The 12,517-nt window shown below is 46.5% G+C and carries 11 protein-coding genes; 3 read left to right on the forward strand and 8 right to left on the reverse strand.

Annotation, left to right across the window (positions count from 1 at the left end; genetic code table 11):
* The first annotated feature begins 39 nt into the window (after positions 1-39).
* Entirely contained in the window at positions 40-1,197 is a 1,158-nt protein-coding gene (locus ST37_RS09520; protein ID WP_084885750.1) for a DUF1887 family CARF protein, read from the forward strand.
* 35 nt (positions 1,198-1,232) lie between these two features.
* Here the strand turns inward: ST37_RS09520 and ST37_RS09525 are convergent, their stop codons facing one another.
* The 7 genes from ST37_RS09525 to ST37_RS09555 form a co-directional block, all read right to left on the reverse strand.
* A complete protein-coding gene (locus ST37_RS09525) occupies positions 1,233-2,165 on the reverse strand; it encodes an alpha/beta hydrolase (RefSeq protein ID WP_084885751.1) in 933 nt (310 codons plus the stop codon).
* Positions 2,166-2,329: 164 nt separating this feature from the next.
* On the reverse strand, positions 2,330-3,091 hold the full coding sequence (gene udp, locus ST37_RS09530) for a uridine phosphorylase (protein WP_084885753.1): 762 nt from the start codon (positions 3,089-3,091) through the stop codon (positions 2,330-2,332).
* 184 nt (positions 3,092-3,275) lie between these two features.
* A complete protein-coding gene (locus tag ST37_RS09535; RefSeq protein WP_084885754.1) occupies positions 3,276-3,749 on the reverse strand; it encodes a response regulator in 474 nt (157 codons plus the stop codon).
* Between the two features lies 1 nt (position 3,750).
* Positions 3,751-5,073, reverse strand: a complete 1,323-nt coding sequence (locus ST37_RS09540) for an ATP-binding protein (RefSeq protein WP_084885756.1) — start codon at positions 5,071-5,073, stop codon at positions 3,751-3,753.
* A 52-nt stretch (positions 5,074-5,125) separates the two neighbouring features.
* Positions 5,126-6,541, reverse strand: a complete 1,416-nt coding sequence (locus ST37_RS09545) for an SLC13 family permease (protein ID WP_084885757.1) — start codon at positions 6,539-6,541, stop codon at positions 5,126-5,128.
* A gap of 225 nt (positions 6,542-6,766) precedes the next feature.
* Positions 6,767-7,183: a CBS domain-containing protein gene (locus tag ST37_RS09550; protein WP_084885759.1), complete on the reverse strand. Its 417-nt coding sequence runs from the start codon at positions 7,181-7,183 to the stop codon at positions 6,767-6,769.
* An 80-nt stretch (positions 7,184-7,263) separates the two neighbouring features.
* Complete coding sequence (locus ST37_RS09555; RefSeq protein WP_084886631.1) at positions 7,264-8,280, reverse strand: glycosyl transferase family protein; 1,017 nt, start codon at positions 8,278-8,280, stop codon at positions 7,264-7,266.
* Between the two features lie 466 nt (positions 8,281-8,746).
* On the opposite strand from ST37_RS09555, the gene ST37_RS09560 reads away from it, so the two are divergent.
* Positions 8,747-9,883, forward strand: a complete 1,137-nt coding sequence (locus tag ST37_RS09560) for an HlyD family secretion protein (RefSeq protein ID WP_084885760.1) — start codon at positions 8,747-8,749, stop codon at positions 9,881-9,883.
* Positions 9,884-9,892: 9 nt separating this feature from the next.
* Positions 9,893-10,933 (forward strand): DUF2955 domain-containing protein, encoded by a 1,041-nt coding sequence (locus ST37_RS09565; protein ID WP_084885762.1) that lies wholly within the window; start codon positions 9,893-9,895, stop codon positions 10,931-10,933.
* A 152-nt stretch (positions 10,934-11,085) separates the two neighbouring features.
* Here the strand turns inward: ST37_RS09565 and ribB are convergent, their stop codons facing one another.
* On the reverse strand, positions 11,086-12,195 hold the full coding sequence (gene ribB / locus ST37_RS09570; RefSeq protein WP_084885763.1) for a 3,4-dihydroxy-2-butanone-4-phosphate synthase: 1,110 nt from the start codon (positions 12,193-12,195) through the stop codon (positions 11,086-11,088).
* Positions 12,196-12,517: the final 322 nt, after the last annotated feature.

Raw genomic sequence — 12,517 nt, forward strand, 5'->3', positions numbered from 1 at the left:
AATAGTGTAAATAACCATAACAACAAAGAATCAACCGATATGACAATTCACGTTGGCATTTTAGATAAAGACCCGATTCGCTTACTTACCCCACCTTTGGACGAGCGTACAGAGTGTACAAACATGGTCCTCATTGGCGATAAAAGCCAATACCCTATTTTTGAGCGTATTCAGCGAGTCCTAAAGCGTTACGACATCGATAGCGAGTTTTTTGAAATACCGGACGTCGTCAATACAACCGCGTTACACGGTGCGTTACAAAGCCTGATTACGTACTTAGAAAGTAAGAACACCACCGTTAAACTCAACGCAAGCTGCGGTATTAGGCATCGCCTTCTATCGGTGTACGAAAATTTCCGCCATAACCGCTGGCCGATCTATGTGGTTGAGCCAAATAGCGACCGAATGTGTTGGTTATATCCTCAAAACAAAGACGATATTCAAGTACAAGACAAAATCACAGTCGATGATTACCTTACCGTGTTTGGTGCCCGGGCTGAGTTTACTGAACAGGCCAGTCAAATCAGTGATTCGCTCTTTAATATCGGTAAGAAGTGGGCCAGCAATGCTCTAGAGCTTGGGCCTGGCCTTGCCACACTCAATTACCTCGCCACGACTTGTCGCAAAGGCCAAACTTTATCGGTAGAGCTCAGTGACAAGCAGCAGACTTATAAAGAACTGGCAACACTGATTCAAGATTTAGTGGACGTAGGTCTAGCGACTTATCAAAACGGTACGCTCACCTTCGCCACGGACGATTGCCGCCGTTTCTCAAACGGTGAATGGCTAGAAACTTACGTGCACAAATCGATAGAGCTGATCAAGCATTCTATGCCTACCATCCAAGATCAGGCGTTAAATGTGCAAGTGTACCGCCAAGCTGCGAACAAAGAAGTGCGCAACGAACTCGACGTCGCCACGGTAGTGAACAATAAGCTTCATATCATCGAGTGTAAGACCAAAGGTATGCGCGATGACGGTGACGATACCCTCTATAAACTGGAGTCACTGCGCGATTTGCTCGGTGGCATTCAGGCAAGAGCGATGTTGGTAAGTTTTAGACCGCTTAGGTATAACGATATCTCGCGCGCCAAAGACCTTGGGCTTGCGTTAATTGGTCCCGAAGAGTTAGCCGAGCTCGATCGCCACTTATTGCAGTGGTTTAGTAAAGCAGGCGGCCACTCCTTTTTAAACTGATTTCTGCGGTCAAAAACCCGCTAATTCTTGCCCTGTTAGCGTTGCGCACGTCTATCTCGATTTAAAAAAGCCACCAAAGTTTCATTCACTTGGTCAGCTTTTTCAAACTGTAGAGCATGCGCAGCGCCTTTCACTTCCAAAAACTCGTGCTTGTCACCAAGCGCGTCTCGTACTCGCGCAGACTCTTCAATCGGAAACATTTTGTCTTGCTCTCCCCACAGAAGTAACGAATCGATGTTGGCGTTTGCCAAAGCCCGAAAATCCGGTAAAGGATCATCTTGCATAAAGTTCGCGAACGTCGAATAGAGCGCACGACGGATCCCTTTGTAGCTCATTTGAACTTTGTAGTTGTCTATCCAGTGCTGTACATCTTTGTGAGCCACTAAGTCGTCAGCCTGTTTCTTGGCAAAGCTTGGGATCACCGCGGTATAGGCCAGCCAACGACCAATTCCCGGCCACAACAGCGGCCCTAATCTGATTGGCTTATGCAAGGGTGCCATAAAAGTGGTTGTGGTGACTCTTTCTGGATACGCACTGGCATAGGCGGCTGCCACCGCTCCCCCCATAGATAAACCCACTAAATGAAGTGGCTTATGGTCGAGACTAAGCCCTTTGATGAGATGATCTAATTGGGCGATGAATAAATGCCGGTCATAATCGGTGTCTGGCCTGTCCGAATATCCTCTGCCCCAAAAGTCGAGCTGCAATACTTGATATCCATGTTCCGCAAGGTAATCAACATTACGCTCCCATACATAATATGGAACCGAAAACCCATTAAGCAGCACCACCAACTCACCGTCGTCAGGACCTGTAACCTGGTAATGAACTTCGCCATAGTCTAAGGCGATAAACTGCCCTGGCGCTTGCGCTCTAGCGTCATCATTGAGGATCTTTTTTTCTGGGTTTCGCCACCATGGAATCATTACTATTACAGCGACCCCTACAATTATGAGCATGCTAAGCATTATTTTGTTCTCCTTGAACCGAATGCGATCAGTTTACCCATTTAGGACGTTGAAAGGTAATCCCTGTATTCAATTTTACATTCGATATTTCAATATTTTAGAACAAAAAAACCCGCTTTAAGCGAGTTTTGACAGAAAAACAGTAAACCATCAAACGTTTTTACTTAGGCAAGCATTTTACGAGCCGCCTCAACCACGACTTTAATAGATCGAGTTTCGGTCTCTTTTAGGGTGTCGTGATTTGGAATTTCTTGTTGCGTGCGGTTAATGATAACACCCGCAACACACCCCGCCCTTAACCCAGAACTAGCACACATAGTCAACAGCGTGGCAGACTCCATTTCGAAGTTCAATACACCCATGTCTTGCCACTCTTTCATTGAACCTTGGAAGCGTTTAACCACGCGCCCAGAGAAGGTGTCATAACGCTCTTGGCCAGGATAGAAAGTATCAGAAGACGCGGTGACACCCATGTGTACGTTAGCACCGTTTTCTTCCACAGCTTCTTTCATTGCTGTCGCCACAGAGAAATCAGAAACAGCAGGGAACTCCATCGGTGCAAAGTGCAAACTCGCCCCATCAAGGCGTACTGAGGCTGTAGTCACGATCATGTCACCCACATTCACATGCGGTTGGATGGCACCCGTTGTACCGACCCGTAGAAACGTATTTACGCCTAGCTGAGCCAGCTCTTCAACCGCAATTGAGGTTGATGGCCCGCCAATACCCGTCGAACATACCACAACAGATTGGCCATCAAGCTTGGCCAAGAACAGTGTGTACTCTCGGTGACTAGCAAGAAATTTTGGCTCTTGCATTAGATTAGCAATTTTTTCTACACGGGCTGGATCGCCAGGAATAATTGCCAAAGTGGCACCGTCTAGATCTTCCTTGGTCACGCCTAAGTGAAAAACAGCTGCGGTCATTGGGGGCTCCTTAAAAACAAAAGAGTCTTAGCTATGTGCAGCTAAGACTTCGAATTAGTCAGTAAACTTTAGCCCACTCTGATAGGTGGAAAGTTGAAGTGGCTCACAGCGTGGTGGATGTAAAAACTGTGAGCTGATCACTTAAACGGTTTGCATCACACTTCTGAATGCGAAGTGATGCTTTTTAGCGCAACCGGCTGAGCAGAACTTGTTGATCAAGTTCACCGTGGAACTGTTCGTAGTCGAGTCCTTTGTCAAAAATGAACTCACTCGCCAGCGCGCGAACGGTTTGTACCAACTTATCGGCGTTCCAAGGCTTTTCAAAATAGCTTTCGATGCGTGCCGAATTGATCGCCTCAATGGTGTCTGAATGTGTGGCTTGGCCCGTTAATAACACTTTTTTGGTGTACAGGAAGCGGCTATCTTCTGAAATATCGGCAAGAAGCTCGACGCCGGTTTTTTGAGGCATGACATGGTCACTCACAATCACTGCAACAAAATCGCCCTCAGCGTCAATATCATCCATGAGTTCCAACGCTTCATCGGCCGATTCACACTCTTCAATGTTTAACCAGCTGCCTAATACTTCCAGGTCTTGCACTACAGCACTTAGTACTTCTCGTTGGTCATCAACGCAAATGAGATTCAACTTTTCCATATTATTCTCCTAGCGGCAGTTTAATGCGAAAAACGGTCTGATTAGCATCACTTTTGACCACTATCGTTCCGTCATACCCACTTATAATTCGTTTCACTATCGACAATCCAAGTCCTAAGCCAAACGAAAGCCCACCTTTCTTGGTGGTAAAGTTCGGCTGAAAAATCTTGCGTCGGGTGGCTTCGTCTATTTCTGGCCCATTATTGGACATCGTGACAAGGATCTTATTGTTACTGACGCGGGTGGAAATCGTTAAGCTAGGCTCATCGACGCCTTCCATCGCATCACACGCGTTTTTCACAATATTTGCCCACACCTGAACCAATTCTGTAGACGATCCTTTAAACATTGGCAGGTCAGCAGGGCTGATATGCACAGATACGCGGCGAAGCTCACTTTGCAATAATGACAGGGCTTTATTAATGCTGTCATTGATATTGATCGACTCTTCGGTATTTATATCGACTCGACCTAACTGTTTGACAGACTTAACAATACTAACCGCATGTTTCGCGGCAAGCTTCATATCGTGGAGATCGCGGCCAATCTCCCAAAACCGGACCGCAGTCTCAGGTTGTTCAATCCACATCTGTTGGCTGGCATCGTCAGGCATTGCCTTGGCTAATTGCTTAGCTTGTTGGCTGGAAACACCCAATGCGCTCTCAAGCGTTTTAGCGCGCTTTCTAACTTCACTCGAGCTCAATGATTGCCCGAACATCAGTCCCTGATCAATGAAGGCGCTCGCTTGCGGGTTGGTTTCTTCAACCAATTGAAGCAGCACCGAATACATGCGATCGGATTTACTGTTCAACACCCCAACTGCGTTATTAAGTTCATGAGCAATACCCGCCGCCAACTGACCTAATGTGGTCATCTGCTCAGCGGAGTTAAGTTTTTGGATGGCTTCTTCTTTTTCGATCGCGCCAAGAGTGGCGCGTTGTTGACGGCGAGACAGTTCGCTGACCATCAATGGCATAAACTGCTCATACAGAGAGCCAAACTCGTCCGCATCTACCGCCAAGGTACGATTGTCTATCCATGCCAGCTCGACGTCGGTTTTTGCCACAACCGTTGAAGACGGGATTAAAGTGCGAGAGAAAAAACTGTGCACGCCAATGAATGAGCCTGCGCCTGCAACAAACACTGAAACAGGCTGGTCAAACTCTTGTTCGGTATAGAGCGCTTCTAGCTCCCCTTCCCGTACATAATAGAGCCGCTCATTATAGTTGTTTTGCTCAATCACCAATTCACCAGCGGCGAACTTAATCACTCGATTAGGACTGCTAAAATAAGCATCAACTAAGCGTCTAAGCGCATTGTCCATAGCGGCTCCTTATTGCCAAAGGTTCGCGTTTAACGAGTGATATTTCATTGGGTTAGATAAAACCTACAATGTTGAGTACCCACACCATTATGAAGCTAAGGAACACGCCAACCAGTCCTAATATAATACCCACTTTTGCCATCTGGTTGCTCTGTACATTGCCCGTAGCGTGAGCTAGCGCATTCGGCGGCGTACTGATGGGCAAAGACATACCTAAAGATGCAGCAAAGGTTACAATAAGGATTAGCGTCACTTCGCCACCTAAAGGCGTAAGGCTCGTCATCGACGTTCCTAGCGCGGCCATAATCGGCATCAACAAGTTGGCCGTCGCAGTATGCGACATAAAGTTTGCCATCAACAAACACAGCGCTGCGGCGCCGACCAATACGACGTAAGGAGAATAGGTATCAAACGGAATGCTATTGACCACAAGTTTGGCCAGCCCGGTCTTATCCAAAGCCAAGCCTAAGGCGATACCACCCGATACCAACCAAAGTACATCCCAAGATATTTTCTTAAGATCTTCTTTGTTAATGATGCCGGTAAGCGAGAAGATGGCTACAGGGATCAGTGCTACCGTATACGAGTTCATGCCGTGAGACGACCCCATAAGCCATAGCAGTATGGTCAACGCAAAGGTCACATAGACGGTTATGGCTTTGGGTGTTTTTAAGAACTTACCGCGAATATTCAACTCAATTTTTTGCTGCTCAGAGCCATACAATTTATTAATAAGCACCCAAGCAATTGCCATCATGATCACCACAAATGGCACGCCAAAAGCCATCCATTCGCCAAAGCTTATTACATTGTCACCAACCAAATATTTAAGCGCGATAGCGTTTGGCGGCGTACCAATAGGTGTACCTATACCGCCGATGTTCGCTGCAACAGGAATACTCAGTGCAAAGGCTACTCGTCCTGGATCGCGAGGGCCAAACACCGCCAACACGGGCGCAAGAATGGAGAGCATCATTGCTGTAGTGGCGGTATTGGACATGAACATAGAGAAAATGCCGGTGATCAACATAAGACCTAACATGACGTATTTAGGTTCTTGCCCAAAAGGCTTTAGCAGTACTCGCGCCAAGTTAACATCTAGACGATATTTGGTGGCAGCCATGGCTAAAAAGAATCCACCCAAAAACAGCATAATGATTGGACTAGAAAAGGTTGCCATAATATCGGTGTAGTTCAAAAGCTCGCCAAACTCAGGCGTACCTGCACCTTGCTTAGCCCAAATAATGCCTTTATCGGATATCAGTAGCAGCTCTAATACAATGATGACCACAGACGTTGCGTAGATAGGAATCGGCTCGAAGACCCAACACAGTGCCGCCAATAAAAACAGTGCGATCACTCGCTGCTGCAATATGGTCAATCCCTCAAACGGAAAGGCCGAAACGGGTAATAAAATAACGATTAATGGAATTACGATTGGGATCAGGTATTTAAGATAGCTTTTCATCGGTTGGCTAGTCCATGAGCTCGAAGACGTGTGATTATCTTTGACTTCCCGATGTAAAAATCGGACATAAATCAATTAATGGTGATTTAATCAGCAGATTGTGTAATCGAATTACAAAACTAAGAAGCGGGACAACGTTATCGGTTACACCCAGCGTAAGAAACAAAAACGCGACGAACAATTCGCCGCGTTGTGACCGATGAGGGATAGCAAGAAGGTATGAACTTATACAGGGTGTGAAAAGACCTCATCAAGCATGTTAGAGACCGCTTTCATTACGTCTGCACGAGAAATAATTCCGACAAGTTTGCCATTATCAACCACCGGGTAAACCTTTGGTTTATTCACTTTCATCATTTGAGCAAGCTCGAGTATTGGAAGCTCTGGAGAAACCGTCAACACATCTCGGTACATGCAGTCATCTACAATATGCGTATCTTGACTGTGATACAGCACCTTCACCAAACGCTCGAGCAAATCTTGCTCGGAGATAAACCCAATGACTTCGCGATGTTCGTTGATCACTGGGCCACCCATCCTACCCGACTTAATCACTTTATCGAGCGCAGCAGTTAATGACATGTTTTTTGTAAACGTCACCGCTTGTGGATCCATATATTCCTTAACCTTAATGGAATGCATCGCGTCCCTCCTAAAAAAATTAGCAACAGCATATAGTTATAGTGTTGACTAAAATTTTAATTTGACCAGAAAAAAGCGAGTTATTTTTGCGAATTGGACTCATTTTGAGTGTTACACCACTGCGTCCAAAGCGCGAATGCGGCCTCTTTGCTTGAGCTTAAATCTTGGTTTGTGGCAAATAGCGCAACAATAAGTGACGCGTAAACATGGTTGGCCATAGTATTTAATAGCTCGGGTGGCGTGCCTAAAGGGCACTGTTTTGGCACAGGCAAGGTCGTCAGTTCAAGTGCTGGCCAATAGTGTTCATGGACATCGTTTTGATCACTGAGCCATAAGGTCTGACTGACTTTTGGGTTAAACTCCGCTTCGCCGGAAACTCCCTTAAACGAGACCACGGCACCGCTTGAATGCCCTACTTGCTGCTCAATGTCGGCATGCAACTGCTGAAAGCCCGGATGAAAGCTGCCTCGCACCCCAAAATTTGCTCGGCCAGGGTTGAGTCCTCGCACTACCGTATTGATCGGCGTTCGTAGACCATAACGTTTTTTCCAGTCCAGCATTTTTACCGCTTGCGGTGAATACTGCGACAAAGGTAAATAAGCGATACCTTGCTCATCAAGTAACGCTTGCGCTGATTCTACAGATTCCGCCATACCTATTGATAGCTTTGCTACGTACTCACGGCAATGCACACGCGTTGAGCCTTCGTCAAGATGGCCATGAAGCAGTACTTTTTTACCGGTACTACTTAAGATTTTTGCGGCGATCAAATGCCAAGGCAGCGCCATCTGTTGCTGATTATCGTCTAAACGGCTTTTCTTTCCCGCGTAGCAAGGCCAATCAAAATCAGCCGATAAGGTTGGAATAATCGACTGAAAGGCTTGCGTAAAACCCGCGATCTCAAAAGGTGTTTCGTTGTTCACGCGGATCAACATCAACAACATCGCCATTTGGTCATCACCGACTTCTCCCGCGAGATACTCGGTCATAATTTGCTTCGCTTGCTGTTGGTCAAGGGGTTTACGACCACGCTCACCGCGCCCTACGGTACGGATACACTCCAAAATTGTGCTCACTTCCCTGCACTCCTGATTAATGCTTATGTTGGTATCAGACCTCAATTCGTTAATGAAATCAATCGACAACCGCCAGCCAACGCTGATCGACAGGCAAAAAAAAGCTCCTCATGGAGGAGCAAGGGAGCCATAGTCTACCCACAACAATAAAAAAGGATGATTACATTAGGGTAAATACAAATCTCATGCCAAAATTGGAGAGTTAAATTTAATAATAAAAAACAACAAGTTACAGAATATCAGTCGAGCGCAATTAACAATGAGGTGCACCCATAAATTGCAAGTTTGCACCAAAAAGGCTCCATTTCCTCCGTGGAAGACCCATGATTTTTTTTTCTTGCACAGATCGTGAGCCCCACTCAAAGATTAAATTTCCATATAGAAAAGAGTAGATTAGGTCACTAATTTGTTTGGAGTTCTTTTATATTAGCACTACTATAAAACCATCTCGTTACCATTACGTAACACATATTAAGAGAAGGGAACTATGACCGAGAAGACCCAGCCCGAATCAGATGAAGCGACCAAAAACGACGTGACTGCACAACCCACAGCAGCCCCTAAAGCCGATCCTGTTAAGCGATTAACTCAAATGACTCTAGTGATCGCTGGTGTATTTTTTATCTGGTACATGTTTGCTGACCGATTCACACCGTGGACCGATCAAGCCAAAGTCCAGGCATACGTCATCCCGATTGTCCCTCAAGTGTCGGGGCGTGTACTCGACGTCAATGTGACAAACGATCAGTTTGTTGAAGCCGGAACAGAACTGTTTGAAATTGATCCCTCCGATTACATTCTTGCGGTAGAAAATGCTCAAACCAGTTTAGAATTGGCTGGACAAGAACTTGGTGCTGGTACGGCAAGCGTAGCGACCGCGCAAGCACAACTGGTTCAAGCTGAGACGAATCTAGAACATGTGAACGCTCAAAGTGCGCGCGTCTTTGAGTTGGAAGAGCGTAACCTCTATTCCAAATCCGAAGGTGATAAAGCAAGAGCCGCAATTAAGGCTGCCAGAGCCGAAGTGGACAGCGCTCAAGCAAACTTAGAAAAAGCACGGCAATCACTGGGTGCTGAAGGAGAGAACAACCCTCGTATTCGCTCTGCAATGGCTACCCTTAAAAAAGCGCAGCTTGATTTGAGTCGTACCAAAGTGATCGCACCGGCGTTAGGGGGCGTAACCAACCTACAGATCGAAAAAGGCTATTACGCGAAAGCAGGCGCCGCAGCCATGACCTTTGTGGAAGCAGAAAGCGTGTGGGTTCAAGCCAACCTTAAAGAAAATAACCTAGCCCATTTACAGCCTGGTGCGGAAGTTGACCTACTGCTCGATATTATGCCTGGCACACTCTACAAAGGTGTAGTCCGCTCCGTAGGCTTTGCCGTTTCAACCGACAATCAAGGGACCGTAGGCAGCTTACAAACCGTAAAATCAAGCACTGGTTGGTTACGTGACCCGCAACGCTTCCCCGTCATTATTGAGTTTGCCGAGCCTGTTCCTGCGGGGTTAAAACGTGTTGGCGGGCAAGTCGATGTACAGGTCTATAATGAAGATAGCCCAATCCTAAATGCCATAGGAAAGGTGTGGATCACAATACTGAGCTGGTTGTCGTTCATCTACTAAAGGTTAACCATGCGTTCAAAATTCATCTCAGATCCGATGACAGCCAGCCAATTGCGGTTCGCTGTCGGCGTCACGAGCGCATTGGCCTTAGCCTATGGCGTAGAATGGCCTTTGGCGTTTCTGTTTCCACTGTTTACTGCCCTTCTGCTGTCCATGCCTTTACCTAAGCCAACTCTAAAGCAAGGTTTAAGAACCATGCTCAATACCTTGATTGGCTTTTCTATTGGACTTACCTTTGCGATTTTCTTTGTACGCTTTCCACTACTGTGTTTAGTCGCTCAGTTTGTCGCGTTATTCTTTATCTACTATTACATGAATCGCGGTGGTTCATTTTGGCTCACTCTAATGACGCTACTTAGCGTGTTGCTGCTGCCAATGCTGACACAAATTTGGGAACACATTGCGATTAGCCTGAGCGCAGGTCTGGTGATGTCTGCTTGGCTGGCGGTGCTTTGGGTATGGTTTGCACACTTTCTCGTACCGGATCCAACCAACGACGTCCTACCCGACACAGGCGGATTTCAGCGTGTCTATTCTCCTGTTGCCGCTAAGCTGGCACTTAAAAGCACACTGGTGGCATTTCCAATCGCTTCCTATTGCCTGATATACAGTCGCAGCGACCTTATACTGACGATGATTTTTGCCGCAATATTCACCTTAAAACCCGACTTAACTGCCGGTAAAGCCGCGGGGCGAAAGTCGCTGATTTCGACCGTTTTAGGAGGTGTAATGGCAATGGCCATTTATTGGGCCATCGTCGCCGTACCTAGGTACGAATTTTTCTTATTAATCATGTTTGCGGTGATGTTGTTTGTCGGCTCGAAAGTGTTTTCAAATGACCCACACGCGGCGTACTACGGGTCTGCAGTGAGCTGTATTTTGGTGCTTATCAATGGCGGTATGGGAGAGAATGCCGACTTCTTTATGTCATTGGTAACAAGGGTGACTCTCATTAGTCTGGCGATCATGTACATAGTTGCGAGCTTACAGGTTCTGGACCGATTTATCTTTAATCGGCCACAAAAGTTAACCCGCGCTCAGAGAACATAACAATTCTACAGACAGGACGTTGCTATATCGATTGTTAGTGTCATTGTATGTGTGATGGGAACAAACACTGACCACGCCTAGCAATTAAACGGTGAGTTTAGAGGCATAAAAAAACGCGGCACTTGGGCCGCGTTTTTATGCAGTCGCTGTTGTTAGTCAGTAACGTACTCAGTCACTTCCAACCCAAAGCCAGACAACGCGTGATAGCGTTTTGACGACGACGACAACAAGCGCATTTGGCTAATGCCTAGATCAGACAAAATCTGAGAGCCAACACCCACTTGACGTGATGCCTGCTGCTTATTGCTGGTTGGGATAGGTTTACCCTGATCTTCAAGTTCAAAGCGGCGTACTTTGTTGAGTTCACGCTCTGGATCGTGGTTGTGACCTAAAATGACCAATACGCCATCTTCGTCGGCAATTTTTGCCATCGCTTTATCGATTGACCAAGTACGGTCAACGCCACGGGTAGAATGCAACACGTCGTTAAAGGTATCTTGTAGATGCACACGAACCAGCGTTGGCTGTTGAGTAATTTCGCCCTTCTGCAACGCATAGTGGATCTGGTTATCGATGGTATCGCGGAACGTGATCATGGTGAACTCACCGTATTCCGTCGGCAGTTGACACTGCGCAACACGCTCAATGGTGGTTTCTGTGTTGTTACGATACTCGATTAAATCGGCAATGGTGCCGAGCTTAATGCCATGTTTTTCGGCAAACACTTCAAGCTCAGGGCGGCGAGCCATAGTGCCGTCTTCATTGAGGATTTCGACAATCACCGATGCGGGCTCACGACCTGCTAGGCGAGCCAAGTCAACGCCAGCTTCCGTGTGGCCTGCACGTGTTAACACTCCACCATCTTTAGCTTTTAGAGGGAACACATGTCCCGGCTGTACCAAGTCGGCTGCCACGGCATTCACTGCGACCGCAGCTTGTACCGTTGTCGCTCGGTCTGCGGCCGAAATGCCAGTAGTCACACCTTGCGCGGCTTCAATCGATGCGGTAAATGCTGTGCCCCATTGCTCAGAGTGGTTCTGCACCATCGGGAACAAGTTGAGACGGTCACAACGCTCTTTAGTTAGCGTTAAACAGATTAAACCGCGACCATGCGTCGCCATAAAGTTGATATGCTCAGGAGACACTGCATCTGCAGCGACCATTATATCCCCTTCATTTTCACGATCTTCATCGTCCATCAAGATCACCATTTTTCCGTTACGGTAATCTTCAATAATCTCTTCAATGTTACTAATTGGCATGGGTATCCACTCTCAGTTCAAAATATGCCGACGCAAACGCATCAACGAGAATGAGTGCAATAATAACGGTTATGGCAATCGTTTACGAGTCGCACTGGTAGATGATGAAGCAAAATGTGTTGTGCGAAGATAATCGGTGCTTTCGCGCCATCTTGTTGAAGACAAATTGCACAACTTTTTTGTTGCTATCAAATGAAATATTAGCGAAACGCATATCTGGTGTCAGTCAATGTAACTGTTGAAATAATAATTCATAATGCATCATCGGATTATCGAGTTTAAAACACTACGCTCCCAACCCACCTATTATCCTATATCTCTC

It is taken from the genome of Vibrio sp. qd031 (assembly GCF_002100145.1).
Lineage (GTDB): Bacteria > Pseudomonadota > Gammaproteobacteria > Enterobacterales > Vibrionaceae > Vibrio.

Coding starts and splice junctions, on each gene's coding strand:
- ST37_RS09535 (WP_084885754.1), bottom strand. CDS start 3,749: ATGGAAAAGTTGAATCTCATTTGCGTTGATGACCAACGAGAAGTACTA.
- ST37_RS09520 (WP_084885750.1), top strand. CDS start 40: ATGACAATTCACGTTGGCATTTTAGATAAAGACCCGATTCGCTTACTT.
- ST37_RS09525 (WP_084885751.1), bottom strand. CDS start 2,165: ATGCTTAGCATGCTCATAATTGTAGGGGTCGCTGTAATAGTAATGATT.
- ST37_RS09545 (WP_084885757.1), bottom strand. CDS start 6,541: ATGAAAAGCTATCTTAAATACCTGATCCCAATCGTAATTCCATTAATC.
- udp (WP_084885753.1), bottom strand. CDS start 3,091: ATGACCGCAGCTGTTTTTCACTTAGGCGTGACCAAGGAAGATCTAGAC.
- ST37_RS09565 (WP_084885762.1), top strand. CDS start 9,893: ATGCGTTCAAAATTCATCTCAGATCCGATGACAGCCAGCCAATTGCGG.
- ST37_RS09550 (WP_084885759.1), bottom strand. CDS start 7,183: ATGCATTCCATTAAGGTTAAGGAATATATGGATCCACAAGCGGTGACG.
- ribB (WP_084885763.1), bottom strand. CDS start 12,195: ATGCCAATTAGTAACATTGAAGAGATTATTGAAGATTACCGTAACGGA.
- ST37_RS09540 (WP_084885756.1), bottom strand. CDS start 5,073: ATGGACAATGCGCTTAGACGCTTAGTTGATGCTTATTTTAGCAGTCCT.
- ST37_RS09560 (WP_084885760.1), top strand. CDS start 8,747: ATGACCGAGAAGACCCAGCCCGAATCAGATGAAGCGACCAAAAACGAC.